General features: G+C 64.3%; 20 protein-coding genes. 1 reads left to right on the forward strand and 19 read right to left on the reverse strand.

Features of this window, described 5'->3' with window-relative positions:
* Positions 1-13: 13 nt before the first annotated feature.
* From BLR69_RS09375 to BLR69_RS09440, 14 genes are all read right to left on the reverse strand, one after another.
* Entirely contained in the window at positions 14-472 is a 459-nt protein-coding gene (locus BLR69_RS09375; RefSeq protein ID WP_071493409.1) for an REP-associated tyrosine transposase, read from the reverse strand.
* 126 nt (positions 473-598) lie between these two features.
* Complete coding sequence (locus BLR69_RS09380) at positions 599-1,645, reverse strand: EscU/YscU/HrcU family type III secretion system export apparatus switch protein (protein WP_071493410.1); 1,047 nt, start codon at positions 1,643-1,645, stop codon at positions 599-601.
* A 3-nt stretch (positions 1,646-1,648) separates the two neighbouring features.
* The gene (gene sctT / locus BLR69_RS09385; protein WP_025855898.1) at positions 1,649-2,461 is read right to left on the reverse strand and encodes a type III secretion system export apparatus subunit SctT; all 813 of its coding nucleotides are present in this window, start codon (positions 2,459-2,461) and stop codon (positions 1,649-1,651) included.
* 6 nt (positions 2,462-2,467) lie between these two features.
* Positions 2,468-2,737 (reverse strand): EscS/YscS/HrcS family type III secretion system export apparatus protein, encoded by a 270-nt coding sequence (locus BLR69_RS09390; protein WP_016969171.1) that lies wholly within the window; start codon positions 2,735-2,737, stop codon positions 2,468-2,470.
* Positions 2,738-2,747: 10 nt separating this feature from the next.
* The gene (gene sctR / locus BLR69_RS09395; RefSeq protein ID WP_017137580.1) at positions 2,748-3,401 is read right to left on the reverse strand and encodes a type III secretion system export apparatus subunit SctR; all 654 of its coding nucleotides are present in this window, start codon (positions 3,399-3,401) and stop codon (positions 2,748-2,750) included.
* Positions 3,398-4,399 carry a type III secretion system cytoplasmic ring protein SctQ gene (gene sctQ, locus BLR69_RS09400; protein ID WP_071493411.1) on the reverse strand — a complete coding sequence of 334 codons (1,002 nt, stop codon included), beginning with the start codon at positions 4,397-4,399 and terminating at the stop codon, positions 3,398-3,400. Before sctQ ends, sctR begins: the two co-directional genes overlap by 4 nt.
* Positions 4,396-4,842: a hypothetical protein gene (locus tag BLR69_RS09405; RefSeq protein ID WP_071493412.1), complete on the reverse strand. Its 447-nt coding sequence runs from the start codon at positions 4,840-4,842 to the stop codon at positions 4,396-4,398. Before BLR69_RS09405 ends, sctQ begins: the two co-directional genes overlap by 4 nt.
* A 16-nt stretch (positions 4,843-4,858) precedes the next feature.
* Positions 4,859-6,181, reverse strand: coding sequence for a FliI/YscN family ATPase (locus tag BLR69_RS09410; protein WP_071493413.1), 1,323 nt, complete (start codon positions 6,179-6,181; stop codon positions 4,859-4,861).
* A complete protein-coding gene (gene sctL / locus BLR69_RS09415; RefSeq protein ID WP_071493414.1) occupies positions 6,178-6,762 on the reverse strand; it encodes a type III secretion system stator protein SctL in 585 nt (194 codons plus the stop codon). The genes BLR69_RS09410 and sctL overlap by 4 nt, the downstream gene beginning before the upstream one ends.
* Positions 6,759-7,373, reverse strand: a complete 615-nt coding sequence (locus BLR69_RS09420) for a type III secretion protein (protein WP_071493415.1) — start codon at positions 7,371-7,373, stop codon at positions 6,759-6,761. Before BLR69_RS09420 ends, sctL begins: the two co-directional genes overlap by 4 nt.
* The gene (gene sctJ / locus BLR69_RS09425; protein ID WP_071493416.1) at positions 7,370-8,152 is read right to left on the reverse strand and encodes a type III secretion system inner membrane ring lipoprotein SctJ; all 783 of its coding nucleotides are present in this window, start codon (positions 8,150-8,152) and stop codon (positions 7,370-7,372) included. Before sctJ ends, BLR69_RS09420 begins: the two co-directional genes overlap by 4 nt.
* 4 nt (positions 8,153-8,156) lie before the next feature.
* Positions 8,157-8,591 (reverse strand): hypothetical protein, encoded by a 435-nt coding sequence (locus tag BLR69_RS09430; protein WP_058425050.1) that lies wholly within the window; start codon positions 8,589-8,591, stop codon positions 8,157-8,159.
* A gap of 9 nt (positions 8,592-8,600) precedes the next feature.
* Entirely contained in the window at positions 8,601-8,834 is a 234-nt protein-coding gene (locus BLR69_RS09435) for a hypothetical protein (RefSeq protein ID WP_058425051.1), read from the reverse strand.
* A 12-nt stretch (positions 8,835-8,846) separates the two neighbouring features.
* Complete coding sequence (locus tag BLR69_RS09440) at positions 8,847-9,410, reverse strand: type III secretion protein (protein ID WP_071493417.1); 564 nt, start codon at positions 9,408-9,410, stop codon at positions 8,847-8,849.
* A gap of 48 nt (positions 9,411-9,458) precedes the next feature.
* On the opposite strand from BLR69_RS09440, the gene BLR69_RS09445 reads away from it, so the two are divergent.
* Positions 9,459-10,223 (forward strand): tetratricopeptide repeat protein, encoded by a 765-nt coding sequence (locus BLR69_RS09445; protein WP_071493418.1) that lies wholly within the window; start codon positions 9,459-9,461, stop codon positions 10,221-10,223.
* 233 nt (positions 10,224-10,456) lie between these two features.
* On the opposite strand, the gene BLR69_RS09450 is transcribed toward BLR69_RS09445, so the two are convergent.
* The 5 genes from BLR69_RS09450 to BLR69_RS09470 are packed head-to-tail and all read right to left on the reverse strand — an operon-like array spanning position 10,457 to position 14,949.
* Positions 10,457-10,837 carry a hypothetical protein gene (locus BLR69_RS09450; protein WP_071493419.1) on the reverse strand — a complete coding sequence of 127 codons (381 nt, stop codon included), beginning with the start codon at positions 10,835-10,837 and terminating at the stop codon, positions 10,457-10,459.
* Positions 10,838-10,851: 14 nt separating this feature from the next.
* Positions 10,852-12,132 carry a type II and III secretion system protein family protein gene (locus BLR69_RS09455; RefSeq protein ID WP_071493420.1) on the reverse strand — a complete coding sequence of 427 codons (1,281 nt, stop codon included), beginning with the start codon at positions 12,130-12,132 and terminating at the stop codon, positions 10,852-10,854.
* Positions 12,129-14,261 (reverse strand): type III secretion system export apparatus subunit SctV, encoded by a 2,133-nt coding sequence (sctV, locus tag BLR69_RS09460; protein WP_071493421.1) that lies wholly within the window; start codon positions 14,259-14,261, stop codon positions 12,129-12,131. Before sctV ends, BLR69_RS09455 begins: the two co-directional genes overlap by 4 nt.
* Positions 14,258-14,593, reverse strand: coding sequence for a tetratricopeptide repeat protein (locus BLR69_RS09465; protein ID WP_071493422.1), 336 nt, complete (start codon positions 14,591-14,593; stop codon positions 14,258-14,260). Before BLR69_RS09465 ends, sctV begins: the two co-directional genes overlap by 4 nt.
* The gene (locus tag BLR69_RS09470) at positions 14,593-14,949 is read right to left on the reverse strand and encodes a hypothetical protein (protein WP_071493423.1); all 357 of its coding nucleotides are present in this window, start codon (positions 14,947-14,949) and stop codon (positions 14,593-14,595) included. The genes BLR69_RS09465 and BLR69_RS09470 overlap by 1 nt, the downstream gene beginning before the upstream one ends.
* Positions 14,950-15,007: the final 58 nt, after the last annotated feature.

Below are 15,007 nucleotides of genomic sequence, written 5' to 3' on the forward strand. Positions count from 1 at the left end.
ACCCAGAAACCCATCAGAGCCAAACAGCATCCCACAGCGGGTAATCGCCTACCCGCTCAACCAACCCAGCCCGCAATGGGTTGGCGATGATGTAGCGGGCCATGTTGCGAATATCATCTTCCTCACGTACCGCCCTATCGTGATATCCGGGCGGCCAGACACGTTCTTTGCTTCGGCGACGACGATTGATGGTCAGTGTGCTGCGCGACTTGATACGCCGCATTACATCGGCCAGGGTCTTTTGCTTCAGATCGAATAGCCAGTGGATATGGTCAGGCATGATGACCCAAGCCAGGGACTCGACCAGGCCCAATTCGTGGGCATTCCGGAATTCGGCAACCAACAGGCGCCCAAGGAACAAATCAGTGAATAGACGTTGGCGGTTGTGAACGACGATGGTGATGAGGTAGCTACGGCCGTGTTCCGAATAACGCCCGTGGCGCAGGCGATGGGATTGAGGTGCTGGGCGCATATCCATTACTCCTGGAGAAGTCCTTAAGAGCATTAACGCTAGCGACTGATGTAAGGTGAGCCAGTGTTACTTGGTGACTGGATGTATCCCAATGTCCTTGAACAGCCTCCCTCTGGTAGCTGAGGGTCAGATAAGGCGAGCGGCCACCAACCAGTCCGCCACGGCCTGGAACGACGCATCCGGCACCGGGTCACCGGGGACGGTCCTGCGCGCGATCTCAGCGGCCAGGCCCCTGTCCGGCGCATGGGGAATTCCCAGGTCATACGCCTCCTGCAGCATCAACAACGCCTCCTGCGGCGAAGCCCGGCACACGATCACCGGCACCGGGGTTTCCCCGCGCACATAGCGCACGCCAATCACCCAGCCGTCGGTGGTGCCGATCATCAAGGACGCACGGCCCAAACCCAGCTTGGTCGCCAGGGCCTGCATCTCATTGCGCTGGCGGCGGCGTTCGCTTTTGATCAGCGGGTCGCCGTCGATGTCCTTGCGTTCGCGCTTGGTTTCACTGCGGGTCATCTTCATGTCGCGGCCGAACAGCCAGCGCTGCATCATCACGTCCACCCCACCCACCAGGATGAACGCACACAGCACGGTGAACACCAGCGGCTTGAGCACCAGGAAGAATGTCGATTCCATGCACTCGGCGCCACAGCGCGACGACTCCATCAGCGCCTGCAACGCATGCTTGCCGACAAGGTAGAACGCGATTGCCAGCACCTGTACCTTGATCAGGCCCTTGATGAACTCCACCAGGTTGCGCAGGGCAAAGATCTTCTTCATGCCCTCTGCCGGGTTGATGCGTTTGAACTCGGGTTTGATCGGGTCGGTCGAGAACACAAACCCGCGCATGGTGATGATATTGGTCAGGATCACCACCCCAGTGGTCACCGCCATCACCGGCAGGGTAATGCCGATCACCAGTTGTTCGGCGTGGTCGAGCACCCTGGGCCATACGGTGGCGAACGGTTCGATATAGATTTGCGCGGTGAGGTCGATCAACGCGGTGACCTGGGCCTTGGCCCGTGGCGCCAGAATGGAAATGCACAGCGTACAGAACAGGATGACCATGCCCGACACCAGGTCCTGGCTTTTGGCAACCTGGCCCTTTTTGCGTGCGTCCTGGAGCTTCTTGTCCGTGGCCGGCTGGGATTTTTCTTCGCTGGTATCGGCCATGGGCTACTCCATGCCGGCCAGGGTCTTGAGCAGTTCGACGGTGCCGCGGAACTCCGCCAGTTGGTCGAGCATCAGCGGGATCAGGAAGCCGATGTAGATCACCATCAGGATCGTGAAAAACAGGTTTTTCACCGGCAGCGACAGGTCAAAAATATGCAGGTTCGGCGCCATGCGCGACAGGTAGGCAAGCATCAGGTCGGTCACCAGCAGTGCGATCAACAGCGGCGAGACCATCAGCACGCCAACGCGCATGATCTGGTCGAGGATCGACAACACCGCCAGCAGCGCCGAGCTGGCAAACACTGGCGTGAACGAGGTGACCGGCCACAGCTGGTAGCTGTGGTAATAGCCGTCGACCATCAGGATGAACCCGCCGGACATGAAGAACAGCGTGATCAGCATCACCGTGAGCAGGGTCGCCATCACGCTGGACTCCCCGGACGACAGCGGGTCCACCAATTGCGCCATGGTCGAGCCGCGTTGCAGGTCGATCAACTCCCCCGCCACCTCGGCGGCCCAGAACGGAATGCCGAACAGCAGGCCGATGAGGATGCCGATCAGGAATTCCTTGATCAGCAACCCGGCGATAAACACGCTGCCGTGCTCCGGCATCGAGGTCAGCGCTTCAAACACCGGGAAAAACATCGGGATGGAAATCGCCACGGCCACACAGCCGCGAATCATGCCGGTGAGGCCCAGGCGGTTGAACGCCGGGGTGATCACCACCACCCCCATGGCGCGGCAGGCGGCCAGCGACGCGGAGCTGATCACCGGGTAGGCGACTTCGAGGAACTGCGCGGTCAGGCTGGCATCCATGGGCGGTCAGCGCGTCCACATTGGAAAATTGTCCAGCACCTGACCGCCGAGTTCCGCGACTTGTCCGGCGAGAACCGGACCGAGGAACACGATGGTCAGCAACACCGCCACCAGCTTCACCACCTGGGGCAACGTCTGGTCCTGGATCTGCGTCAACGCCTGGAACAGGCCCACGCTCAACCCCACGATAATCGCCACCCCCAACGCCGGCGCGGAGAGCATCAGCACCGTCATCAGTGCCTGTTTCATCAATGACAGGAATACGTCCTGGCCCATGGGTCGTGCCTCAGCCGTAACTCAGAATCAAACCGTGCATCAAGCGCGACCAGCCGCTCAGGGACACGAATAAAAAGATCTTCAGCGGAATGGAAATCAGGTTCGGCGAGACCATCGACATACCCATGGCCATCAGCACGTTGGACACCAGCAAGTCCACCACCAGGAACGGGATGTAGAGCAAAAAGCCGATCTCGAAGGCGCGGGTCAGTTCCGAGCTGACGAACGCCGGGATCAGCACCACCAGGTCGTCGTCTCGCAAATCGGCGCGTGCCTCAGGCGACCAGATGGTCTCGGTGGCCTGCACGAAAAAACCGCGTTCGGACTCATTGGCGAAGCGCTTGAGGTGCGCTTGCAACGGTGGACGCAATGCATCGCCCAAATCCTTGAGTTGCTCCACATGCTCGATGTTGAGGTCGCGCCCCTCCACCTGCCGGTACATGTCGCCAATCAACGGCGTGGTCACATACACCGACAGGATCAGCGCAATGCCGTAGAGCACCAGGTTCGGCGGCGTCTGTTGCACGCCAAGGGCGTTGCGGATCAGGAACAGCACCACCGAGATCTTCATGAATCCAGTAAGTGTCACCACCGCCAGCGGGATCAGCCCGATCGTCGCAACGACCAGGATGATCTCGATCAGGTTCGGCTGATAACCGGTCATGGGGTGGCAAAACTCAGCAGGCGCACACCCAGGCCGTCACCGATTTTCACCAGTTGGCCCTGGCCGACGCGGCGGCCGTTGACCAACAGGTCGACGCTGTCCACGCCCGGCGTATTGAGCTGCAACAGGCTGCCGGCACCCAGTTCGCGCAATTGCGCCAGGGTCAGTTCCAGGCTGCCCACCTGGCACACCAGTTTCAACGGCAGGTCATCCAGCGCAACGGCGGCATCAACATCGGTCATGGGGTTCTCCGGTTCCACAAAGGGGGCTTTCAAGGCTTCCTGCAGGCGCAGGACTTCGCCCTGGTATTGGCAGCGCGCCTGCAGGCGGCCGTCGAGGTCAAGCAAAAGGCCCGGGCCTTGCTCCAGCATCAGCACATCACCGGGGCGCAGGCTGCGCAGTTCGCCGAGGCTCAGCCACTGCCGCCCCGCCACCACCGCCAGGGTCTGGCGCAGGCCTGGCAAGGGGTCGGGGTCGACCTCGGCGTATTGCGCCAGCAGCTGCGCGACCAGCACGGCGGCGCTTTCGCTCAGGTCCAGCTGGACGCTCATGGCGGGTTGGTCGCCGAAGGTCAATTCCAGCGTCAACCGCAGGGCAAACACGCTCTGCTCATCAGCGGCTTCAAGCACCTGCACCGGGTGACCGAGCAACGGCTCCAGGGCTTGGATCAGGTCGAGCAGCGCCAGCTCCAGCAACAACGCGCGCGGTAGCGCAGGCAACGGCTGCACGTCGAACGGCAGTGCCAGCGGCAGCATCAGTTGCTCCAGCGCCACAGCGGACAACCGTAGGCGCACCGGGGCACGGCCCAGCGACAGCAACACCTCACGCGGCGCGTCGAGGCTGTGCGCTACGGCGGCCCAGCTCACGCGCAGGTCCTGCCCGGCGCAACGGCCCTGCCAGGGACGGCAGCGGCGGTGCAATTGGTTATGCAGCGCCAGCAATGCCGGGTCGTAGTGGGTCAGCCACGGCGACAGCGGGTCGGCAAGGGCTGCGATCATGTGCCGGTGCCTTCATCACGCAGCTCGCCCACCCGGCGTTCGGCGCTTTCGCGGCCCTCCAGCAGGCTTTGCCAGGCGTCGGACTGACGCTGGCGGCTCAGGCGCTCCTGACGGAACAGATCGCGTTCACGCTCCTGGCTTTCCAAGGTAATGGAGACGTGACTCACATCGTTTTCCAGTTGCTGCTGGTCATCCGACAGGCCGCGCAAGCGATCCTGGGCGGCCTGCCAACTGGCGACCGACAGGCCTTCGGTCAAGGACGCATAAACCAGCCGCGCTTCTTCGGCGATGGCTTCACGGTGCAGGCGCAATTGCTCCTTGGCGTCGGTGAGCACGCCGTGGGTCTGCTCACAGCGCTGCTGCTGCGCGGCCAGCTGGCTGGCGGCCCGTTGTTCACGCAATACCCGCAGGGTTTGCAGGGTGCGCAGTTGTTGGGTTTTCATTGGATATGCTCCTTGTTCATGCCAGTACCCGGCGCATGTGGGCCAGGGTTTGTTCCAGGTTGCTCGGCTCATCCGCGTTCTGACGCAGGAAGGCTTCGATAGCGGCGTGGCGGTTGATCGCTTCATCGGCCAGAGGATCGCTGCCGGCGGAGTACTCCCCCACGCGAATCAGCATTTCGATCTCGCCATACCGCGCCATCAATTCACGCATGCGCATGGCCAGTCGCTTGTGCTCTTCACCGGCGACCTGCTCCATCAAACGACTGCGACTGCGCAACACATCCACCGCCGGAAAGTAGTTGCGCTGGGCCAGCTCGGCACTCAACGCGATATGCCCGTCGAGGATCGAACGAGCCTCTTCGGCCACCGGATCACTGGCGGCATCGCCCTCGGTCAGCACGGTGTACAGCGCGGTAATGCTGCCGCTGGGACCGGGGCCGGCGCGTTCCAGCAAACGCGGCAAGGCCGAGAAGAACGACGGCGGATAACCGCGCCGGGTCGGCGGCTCGCCCACGGCCAAGCCGATCTCGCGCTGGGCCCGGGCGAAACGTGTGAGGCTGTCCATCAACAGCAACACGTTGCGGCCCTGGTCGCGGTGGTACTCGGCCAGGGTCGTAGCGACAAACGCCGCACGCACCCGCTCGGCGGCCGGGCGATCCGACGTGGCAACCACCGCCACCGTGCGCGCACGCGCCTGGGCGTCTAGCTGCACATCGAGCAATTCGCGCACTTCCCGGCCACGCTCGCCGATCAGGCCGATCACGATCACATCGGCTTCACTGTTGCGGATGATGCTGGCGAGCAGCGACGACTTGCCCACACCGGGCTCACCGAAGATGCCCATGCGTTGGCCCTGGGCCAGGGTCAGCAAGCCATCGATGGAGCGAATGCCCAATGCCATGGAGCGCACGATCAACTGCCGCGAAAACGGTGCCGGCGGTTCAGCGTGCAGCGGGTAATGCTGCAAGGCCACGGTCGGCGGGATGCCGTCGCCGTCGAGGAAATCGCCCATGGGGCTGATGACCCGGCCGAGCTGCGCATCCCCGACCGCCACGCCCAGGGTTTCGCCGGTGGCGGTGATTTGGGTGCGCGTGGACAGGCCTTCCATGGAGCCGATGGGCGACAGGATGGCTTCGTCGCCGTCAAAACCGATCACCTCGGCGCTCAGGCTGCGCGCGCTGCCGGGGTCGCGCAGCTGGCACAGTTCACCGATGCTCGCCCCGGCCACGCTGGCGCGCAGCAATACACCGCGAATACTCAGCACGCTGCCGTGCATGGGTCGCGGGCGCGCCTGGGCCAGGCGTTCAGTGAGGCGTGGCAGCAGGTGTTCCAGGTTCATGCCACGCCCTCTTCGGCGAAGGGCAACAGGCTGCGACGCAGGTTCTGCAATTGGGCTTCAAGGCCCAGTTCCACAGAGCCGGCCGGGCTGTTCAGGCGGGCCTGGCCGGCGCTCAGCTGTTCATCCGCATCCACTGCAATCGCCAGCCCCTCCAGCTTGAGGCGTTGACGCAAGGCATCCACGTCCGCCGGCGGCACCCACAAGGTCAGGGCCTGGTCCTGGCGAAACGCGCTCAACGCCTGGCGGGTACTGCGCACCACACGCTCGGCCGTGTCCAACTCACCCAGCACTTCACGCACGATACCCAGGGCCAGGTCGACCAGGGACGTTTCCAGACTGCTCAAGTAATGCTGCACCTGGGCTTGGGTAGCGAGCAGCAGTTGCGCCACCTGTTCAGCACCGGCTTGCCGGGCGCTTTCGAAACCCTCTGCGCGGGCGCTGCTCAGCCATTGTTCGCTGTCGGCGCGGAGCTGCTCGGCCTGCGCCTTGGCCGCTTGCAGGAAGGCAAACCCATCACTCCATAACGCGGCGTCCTCGGCGCGCAGGATGCGGGCGGTGGGACGGCTCGGCAGTTCACTCATGGCGCAATCTCCTCGGCCAGCAGGCACGCAGCGGCGGCCTGGACGATTTCCAGGTCGCGGGGCACACGGGCGCTGTGGCCCTGGGGGAAGGCAAAGCGCAAACGCAGCCAGCCCTGCCAGTCGGCATGCTGGGCGTGCAACCAGGCCGCGACACAGCCTTGGCCATCGCGGTCGATGGCGTCGACCAACTCGGCCGGCTCGCGCAGCAGATCCGCCGCGCCACCGAGTTGGCGCAAGGCCAGGGCGCTCACGAAGACCTCAGCACCCAGGCCTTCGCGCAACTCATTGACCACCTCGCGGCGGATCTCGCGGCTCAGGGTCGGGGCATGCCAGATGGCGCCGCACAACCTGGGCAAGCGCGCAAACTGTGCCGGTGACAACAACAGCACCGCCAAGTCTGCCGCCATTGGCGTGGTCAATTGCGCCATGGGCGCCAGTTGATAATGGCTGACCAGCAACTGCTCCAGGCGCTGGCGAAAGCGTGGCTGGCCCTGCATCGCCTGCAACACCGCTTGCGGCAACTCATCGGCAAAACACGCGCCCAGGCTCTGCCCGCGCACGAACTGCAACGGCTCGGCGACCAAGCCCTGCCAGCGTTCGAACAAACTCATTCACCCTCCTTGAGCACATACAACGCCTGGGACTGACGACGCGCCCACTGCTGACGGGCCAGCACGCCCACGGCACCGAGTGCGATCAACAACAAGGCGCCGAACATCAGCCGCGCCTGCGCCAGGTTGTCTTCCAGCAGCCACAGGCCCATGAACCGCGCCAGTCGCGGCTGCGCCGGGTTCTGGCTGATGGCGACGGCAGCCTTGATCGCGGTCACAGAAACGCCGTCGTAACTCAACCCGGAGATGCCGTTGGCAACCAGCGTCTTGATCTGCGGGATCAGCGTATTGATATCGGTGCCCGGGTCGTAACGCACCAGCACCGAGGCCGACGACGGCGAGATCACACGCTTGAGCAAGTCATTGTCCGGCAGCACCACATGCACACGGGCGGCAACGATGCCGTCGATCTGCGACACCGAGTGGGACAGTTCTTCGCTCAGCGCATAGATCATCTGCGCCCGCTCCTGCACCGGCGACGACACCAGGCCATTGCCCTTGAACACTTCGCCCATGTTGGAAAAGCTCTGTTGCGGCAAACCAGCGTTGTCGAGCAGGGTCATGGCTTCGGCAAAGCGTGACTCATCGACCACCACCTTGAGCTGGCCGTTGTCCTGGGCCTTGCGTTCGGCCGGGACACCACCGCGCAGCAGCACCGCGACCATGGCGTTGGCGTCGCGCTCGCTGAGGTTGGTGTAGAGGTCGGTGTTGCACGCCTGCAACAGGCTGGCGAGCAGGCCGATCAGCAACAGGCGCAAGGTGCGGTTTGGGCTTGGCATACGGTTATTGACCCTTGAGCAGCGTGTTGGCGGAACCGGAAATCTGTGTCGCACCGCGCACCACCATCTGGGTTTCGATGGAGTAATCGAACATCTTGCCCAGGGAGTGGACGATCTGGTCGACCTGTTGCTCGCCGACTTTTTTCCCCGGTTCACCCTGGGGCGAAGCGCTGGCGGTGCGGATTTCTGCCTGGGCCGGCGGCGGTGCCGAAGGATTGTTGGTGAGCAGGTCGGCCCGTTCGGAGAAAGCCCGCGTACGGTCGATGAAACTGTTCATGCGCTCCATCAGGCCCGAGCCGATCTGGTGCGGGCTGGCGCCTTCGGGCATGCCCTTGGCGGTGTTGGCCATGTGCTCGAACAGGTTCTGCGAGGCCCCGGCGGGCCCCGCGCCGGCAGACGGCGGCAACGCCGAAGCACCGGCAGCGAGACTGATAGTCATAGGGGTTTCCTACTCTTCGTCGTCATCGGACATGGCGTCGTTCAGCAGTTCCTGCATCTTCGGCATGATGATGAACTGGCCGCCGTAGGTGACAGCCTGGGTGATGAACGAATCGGTGAGTTCGGCGTCGGTGGGCTCGTTAGGTTTATCGGCGGTCTTGGCGTTTTCCACCGCCGCATTGAACTTGGCTTCAGGGCTGGCGCCACCAGGGGTGGGATTGCTGTCTACGGCCGTTACGGACATGGTGCTGCTCCTTTACTGGGTTGGGGTTTCGGTACTGACTTGCGCGCCACGGAACACCCGCACCCCGCGCTCGCGCGCCACCGGGGTGGCGACGACCTTGGGTTGCAGGTGATCCACATGCTGCTGCACCAGCGCCAGGTACGGCGGTGGTCCGGACACGAACACTTCATCGCCCTCGGGGCCGTTGCGCATCGACAACTGCTGGCCGAACACATCGAGGTTGTTGAGGTAGGCCTGCAACTGATCGAGGTCCAGGGCGCTGGCCTTGAAGAGCTTGGTGCTGATTTCATCGCTGGCGTTGAGGTACAAGAGGTTGCCGTCGAAGTACCAGGTGAGGCCGTTGGTGCTGCACAGGGTTTGCAGGAACTCCCCGGCGGTGGCCGCGCGAATCGTGCTGCGAGCCTTGCCGCGCACCTTGTCGGAGAGCACCAGCGGCACATCGAGGTTATGCCCGAATTCTTCCAGGGCACTGCGCACATCCTGGTCCACCAGCACGTAGGCGTACGGCTGGGAGAACCAGGCAGGCTCTTCGGCAGCGTGGGCGAAACTGGCGCTGAACAGGCATAGGACAGCCATCAAAAATATGCTTACATGGCCTCCGCCTTCGCCAGACGAGTTGTGACGATGACCCCCAGATTTCTGCTCGCCAGTACCCTGCTGCTGGCCGCCTGCGCCCACCAGCCTGCGACCGATGCCGACAAGTCCCTGCAACTGGCCAACGACCTGAGCAAGCGCGGCGACTACGCCAGTGCGGCAGCGCTGTACGAGCGGGCGGCGCAGCAACCCGGCGCGGGTATCGAGCTGTGGCTCAAGCTCGGCCAGGCCAGGCTCGACGCCAAGGATGCGGCGGGCGCCGAGCGGGCGTTCCAGCAGGCCCTGGGGTTCGATGCGCGCAACGCCGAGGCTCTGCTCGGCCTGGGCACCGCGCAATTGCAAGTGGGCAAGACCCAGCGCGCCGCCACCGCCCTGGGCCAGGCGGCTGATATCAGCGGCTTGCCGGTGGCCTACACCCGCCTGGGTGTCGCGCAGATGCTCAATGGCCAGGCCGCTGCGGCGCAAACCGCGTTCGCCAAGAGCCTGAGCCTCAAGCCCGACGACCTCGACAACCGCTGCAACCTGGCCCTGGCGTATGCGCTGGGCGGGCAGTCGCAGCAGGCGCTGGACACCATCACCCCCGTCGCCCAGTCGCCCCGCGCATTGGCGCGGCATCAGCGCAATGAGTTGTTGGTGATGGTGTTGGCGGGGTACGAAGGCCGCGTCGCTGCGCTGCCGTTGGACGATATTCCCGCAGCCGAGCGGACGCGGTTGGTGGATGAAGCCAAGCGGATCAGGGCGATCAGTGATCCGGTGGCGCAGGCTCGGGAGTTGGGGTTGGTGGATCCGCGCTGACTCTGCTGCAGATGACTTTTCTGTGGTGAGCAGGCCTGTTGTGGTGAGCAGGCTTCCTGTGATGAGCAGGCTTCCTGTGGTGAGCGGGCTTGCCCCGCGTTGGGGCGCGAAGCGGCCCCTGTCAAATTCACCGCATTCCAACAGACAGTTCTCAGCGCCTGGTTTTGGGGCTGCTTCGCAGCCCAACGCGGGGCAAGCCCGCTCACCACAGTAGTCAGTGTGATCTTCCAGGGTCATTGCTTGCCCCCTGCCGCATCAGCCTTGGCTTCCTGCTGGTCCTTGCGACGCTGCAATTGCTCGCGGTCAAACCCTTCGATGTACACCTGGGCAGCGCGGCCTACTGGCGCGGCCATGGCCGGGCCGGTGGCGCGGCCTTGGGTCAGGTCCTGCTTGCGCTCGACCATTTGCATCAGGTTCAAATTGTTCGCACAGCCAAGTGCCAACGTCGGTTTGAAATCCTCACCCAACCCGACGGTGTCCGTCGCCGGGGCTTGCTGGCACTGGGTCGGCAAGCCATCGGCACGGTATTCGGACGAGTAGTACGTCGGCGCCAGGTGGGTCTGGCAACCCATCAGCGCCAGGGGCAACAGCAGCAACACACGCAAAACAGTCATGGCAGGCCCCCTGATCAATTCATGTAGAAACCGAACGCCCCGCCGCTGCGCGGTCCGGTGGTCGCTGCGGTAGCCGGTGGTGCGTCGAGGGGCGTGGCGAGGGTGCGACCGCGCACCGGCTCCACGAGGTACGGCGTAATCAGGATCACCAGTTCGGTTTCATTGCGCTGGAAGCGCTTGGAGCGGAACAGGTTGCCGAGGATCGGCAGGTCACCCAGCAACGGCAGTTTCTCGATGTCCTGGCTGCTTTGGCGCTGGAACAGCCCGGCGATGGCGAAGGTCTGCCCGCTGCCGACTTCCACCCGCGTATCGGCGCGACGCACGCTGAAGGACGGCACATGGAAGTTGCCGAAATCCACGGTGCCACCGCTGACCACCTGGCTCACTTCCGGGCGCACTTGCAAGGCTATGCGGCCGTTGGGCAGCAGGGTCGGGTTGAACAACAGCGACACGCCGAACGACTTGTATTCGATGCCCACCAGGTCGCGGTTGACCGGCACCGGGATCGCCACTTCGCCACCGGCGAGGAAGCTGGCGGTCTGGCCGGTCATGGCGGTGATGTTCGGTTCAGCCAGAATCTGCAACACACCATTGGCCTGCAAGGCGTCGAGCATGCCGTCGATATTCACATTGCCGGAGCCTGCGCCCGCAGCGGCCAAGCCCCCCGCCGAGGCCGCGGCCAACGGGCCGCCGGTGATCAGGCCGAACGAGAACGTGCCGTTGTTGAACATCGCGTTCCAGTTGACCCCGTAGTGCAGCAGTTCCGAACGCGAGACTTCGGCAAAGCGCACCCGCAGGTTCACTTGGGCGGAACCTGCGTACTCGGTAGTGTTGATCGCGCTCTGGAAGCCTTGCCCCTGGGGATTGAGCAAGGCATTCAAGTCCGTCGCTTCTGCCACCGACCCCACGGTGCCCTTGGCGATCAGGCGGTTACCGGCACCGCTGATCTGCGCAGCGTTGCCGGGATGCAATGCCTGCATCGGCGCCGTCACCGCCTGGCTGGCGCTGCTGACGGCCAGGCTCAGGCTCGCCAGTTGCTTACCGTCACTGCCGAGGGCGATCAGGCTGGTGTTGCCCGGCGCCTTGCCGAAGATGTAGATCGTGCCCGGTGACACCACCTGCAAATCGGCCACATTCGGTTCGGCCACCAGCACCGTGTCCACGGGGGCGACAAAATGCAGGATGCGCCCTTCACCGGAGGCCAGGGCGATAGAGCCACCGGCGCCGGCGGCGATTTCCTGAGCCTGGCTCACACACGAAAAAACACTCAGCAACAACACACAAAAACGCATCATGAGGCAGACGCCAGGGCAGTGACGGAAGCCGCGGCAGGCGCGCGGCGATTGGAAATTTCGGTCAGGCTGATGGTCACCAGCGCTTGCAGGTTGTACTCGGTGGCCAGCTCGCGGAACGACAGCACCGCCAGTTCCAGCTCGCCGCGCACCACCAGGCGACGCAGGCTGCGGCGCAGTTCCGGGTGCACCAGCAACACCGCGCTGTTGACCTCGCGGGTGTGCTCGCAGGCCTGGCGCAGTTGGGTGAGCAAGGCGCGGCTGACGTCCTCGGGGATCAACTCGCGCTGCGGTTCCTGGCGACGCAGGGCGCCGCGCAACTGGTCTTCCAGGCCCGGCGCCAGCACCAGCGCACCGATCACCCGGTTGCGGTCGGCGTACTGATGGCTGATCTGCCGTGCCAACGCGGCGCGCAGGTGTTCGGCCAGGCGCCCGGCATCGGTTTCACGGGCGCCCCACTCCACCATGGCTTCCAGCAAGGCGCGCTGGTTGCGGATCGACACACCTTCGCCGACCAGCAAACGCAGGGTTTCTGCGACCCGTTGCAACGGCACCAGGCGCAGGGCTTCCTTGACCAATTCGCCGTAGGTGGCCTCGGTGCGCTCCAGCAGCAGGCGGGTTTCCTGGATGCCGAGGAAGTCGGCAGCGTAGCGGCGCAGGCTGCGTTCCAGCACACCGCGCAACACCTCGTCGGGCAGCAGGAAACCGATGCCGGCGTTACGCAACGTGTCTTCGTGCTGGCGCTCGACCCAGTGGGCGTTGCGGCCCGTGAGAGGCGAGTCGGCCTGCACCGTGGCGAGATCGAGCAACTGCACGTGCACCGGGTCGTCCTGCACCAGCAGGCAATTGATCGGCAACTCGCCTTCGCTGACCGGCACGCCTTCCAGGGACACACGGAAACTGCCCGGTGTGGCCTTGGCCTCCATGTAGATACCCGGCACCGGTACGTCCACGCCGAGTTCGGTGCGCAGGTCGTGGCACAGCGCTTCGACGCGTTGGCGCAGCAGTTGGCGCGGCGCGCTTTGCGACACGCCGCTGCCGAGGGTCAGCAGCACGCGGGTGTCGGGCAGCAGGTTGTCATTCAGTTCGGCCTGGACTTCGACCACCGGCTCCGGCGTCTCGACCAGCACGTCAAGTTCCGGCTGGCGGTGATGCCGGCGATACATCATGAACGCCGCGCCGCCGAACACCAGGGACAAGCCGAGGAACACCCAGCTCGGAAACCCCGGCAACAGGCTCACGCCGATCATGATCAACGCGGTCAACCCCAGTGCACGGTAGCTGGCGCCCAGTTGCTTGATGATCTCGCTGCCCAGGTCCCCCGCTTCACCGTCGCTGTTGACACGGGTGACCACGGTGCCGGCCGCCACCGAAATCAGCAGCGCCGGGATCTGTGCGATCAGGCCATCACCCACGGTGAGCAACGAGTAGGTGTGCACCGCGACGCCGAACGGCATGTCGCGCTCGATCATGCCGATCAGCATGCCGCCCAGCAGGTTGACCGCCAGGATCACCAGGCCGGCGATGGCATCGCCCTTCACGAACTTCATGGCGCCGTCCATCGCGCCGAACATCTGGCTTTCGCGCTCCAGGCGTGAACGCCGGCGCCGGGCTTCGGCCTGGTCGATATCGCCATTGCGCAAGTCGTTGTCGATGCTCATCTGCTTGCCCGGCATCGCGTCCAGGGTGAAGCGCGCGGCCACTTCCGCCACGCGCTCGGCGCCCTTGGTGATCACCACGAACTGCGCCACGGTGATGATCAGGAACACCACCATGCCCACCACCACTTGCCCGGCGATCACAAAGTCGCCGAAGGCCTTGACGATATGCCCCGCATCGCCGTGCAGCAGGATCAAACGGGTGGTGGTGATCGACAGCGACAGGCGAAACAGCGTGCTGAGCAGGATCAGCGGCGGCAGCGCGGAGAACTCCACCGAGTGGCCGATGTAGAACGCCACGATCAGGATCAGGATGCTCAGGGCGATATTGAGACCGATCAGCGCGTCCACCAGGTAGGTGGGCAGCGGGATGATCATCATCACAATCGCCATCAGCATGAACGCGACGATGATCACGTCGGTGCGCTGCGCAGCCAGGCGCGCCAGGTTGTTCAGGCGGTTGAGTGCACTCATGCGCCGGCCCTGCGTGCGGCCAGGTAGCGTTTGAAGCACTGGCGCGCGTCGTCCTTGCGCTCGCCGTACCACAAGGCGCGGGCGCGCAGCAGCAACAGGCTGGCGGACTCGCCCTCCAGCGCCACCAGGCGATCCAAGGCGCCGAGGGCGCGAGTCGCGTCGCCGCTGTCGGTGAAGGCCAGCACCAGCGAGCGCAGCAAAGCACCGTCATCGGGAGCGACGTTGACCGCGATCAGCAGCATCACCAGGGCGCGCTGGGACTGGCCATTGCGCCGGTACAGCTCGCCGATGCCCTTGAGCAGTTGCACGGCGTCGTCGTTATCGCGGGCCATCAGGCGTGTACCTCCGAGCGTTGCTGTGCGAGGGTACGGCGCATCTCGATCTCTTCACCGATCAGCTCGACGGCCAGTTGCTTGATGTGTGGCTCGGCGTCCAGGCTTGGCAGGATGTGTTCCATCACATGCTCCAGCAGTTCCAGGGAACGGGCGCTGCCGAACAGCAGCGAGTCGACGCCGGCGGCGCTGGTGAGTTCTTCGAGGTCACTGCGCAGGGAGCGGCGGGTCTGGGTCTTGCGGGTCTTGAGCACCGCTTCGAAAGCGGTGGCCTGGCGCGAATTGACCGGGCGCACGGCTTCGACCGGGGCACTGCGTACGTCACTGGGGATCAACGGGCGGGGTTCGACTTTCATGAAAAGACTCGCAAAAACACTGTAGGAGCGAGCTTGCTCGCGAAGGTCGTGAACGTTG

It is taken from the genome of Pseudomonas azotoformans (assembly GCF_900103345.1).
Classification (GTDB): domain Bacteria; phylum Pseudomonadota; class Gammaproteobacteria; order Pseudomonadales; family Pseudomonadaceae; genus Aquipseudomonas; species Aquipseudomonas azotoformans.

Excerpts from the sequence above, each read along its gene's own strand:
- BLR69_RS09375 (WP_071493409.1), bottom strand. The coding sequence starts at position 472 with ATGCGCCCAGCACCTCAATCCCATCGCCTGCGCCACGGGCGTTATTCG.
- BLR69_RS09380 (WP_071493410.1), bottom strand. The coding sequence starts at position 1,645 with ATGGCCGATACCAGCGAAGAAAAATCCCAGCCGGCCACGGACAAGAAG.
- sctT (WP_025855898.1), bottom strand. The coding sequence starts at position 2,461 with ATGGATGCCAGCCTGACCGCGCAGTTCCTCGAAGTCGCCTACCCGGTG.
- BLR69_RS09390 (WP_016969171.1), bottom strand. The coding sequence starts at position 2,737 with ATGGGCCAGGACGTATTCCTGTCATTGATGAAACAGGCACTGATGACG.
- sctR (WP_017137580.1), bottom strand. The coding sequence starts at position 3,401 with ATGACCGGTTATCAGCCGAACCTGATCGAGATCATCCTGGTCGTTGCG.
- sctQ (WP_071493411.1), bottom strand. The coding sequence starts at position 4,399 with ATGATCGCAGCCCTTGCCGACCCGCTGTCGCCGTGGCTGACCCACTAC.
- BLR69_RS09405 (WP_071493412.1), bottom strand. The coding sequence starts at position 4,842 with ATGAAAACCCAACAACTGCGCACCCTGCAAACCCTGCGGGTATTGCGT.
- BLR69_RS09410 (WP_071493413.1), bottom strand. The coding sequence starts at position 6,181 with ATGAACCTGGAACACCTGCTGCCACGCCTCACTGAACGCCTGGCCCAG.
- sctL (WP_071493414.1), bottom strand. The coding sequence starts at position 6,762 with ATGAGTGAACTGCCGAGCCGTCCCACCGCCCGCATCCTGCGCGCCGAG.
- BLR69_RS09420 (WP_071493415.1), bottom strand. The coding sequence starts at position 7,373 with ATGAGTTTGTTCGAACGCTGGCAGGGCTTGGTCGCCGAGCCGTTGCAG.
- sctJ (WP_071493416.1), bottom strand. The coding sequence starts at position 8,152 with ATGCCAAGCCCAAACCGCACCTTGCGCCTGTTGCTGATCGGCCTGCTC.
- BLR69_RS09430 (WP_058425050.1), bottom strand. The coding sequence starts at position 8,591 with ATGACTATCAGTCTCGCTGCCGGTGCTTCGGCGTTGCCGCCGTCTGCC.
- BLR69_RS09435 (WP_058425051.1), bottom strand. The coding sequence starts at position 8,834 with ATGTCCGTAACGGCCGTAGACAGCAATCCCACCCCTGGTGGCGCCAGC.
- BLR69_RS09440 (WP_071493417.1), bottom strand. The coding sequence starts at position 9,410 with ATGGCTGTCCTATGCCTGTTCAGCGCCAGTTTCGCCCACGCTGCCGAA.
- BLR69_RS09445 (WP_071493418.1), top strand. The coding sequence starts at position 9,459 with ATGACCCCCAGATTTCTGCTCGCCAGTACCCTGCTGCTGGCCGCCTGC.
- BLR69_RS09450 (WP_071493419.1), bottom strand. The coding sequence starts at position 10,837 with ATGACTGTTTTGCGTGTGTTGCTGCTGTTGCCCCTGGCGCTGATGGGT.
- BLR69_RS09455 (WP_071493420.1), bottom strand. The coding sequence starts at position 12,132 with ATGATGCGTTTTTGTGTGTTGTTGCTGAGTGTTTTTTCGTGTGTGAGC.
- sctV (WP_071493421.1), bottom strand. The coding sequence starts at position 14,261 with ATGAGTGCACTCAACCGCCTGAACAACCTGGCGCGCCTGGCTGCGCAG.
- BLR69_RS09465 (WP_071493422.1), bottom strand. The coding sequence starts at position 14,593 with ATGGCCCGCGATAACGACGACGCCGTGCAACTGCTCAAGGGCATCGGC.
- BLR69_RS09470 (WP_071493423.1), bottom strand. The coding sequence starts at position 14,949 with ATGAAAGTCGAACCCCGCCCGTTGATCCCCAGTGACGTACGCAGTGCC.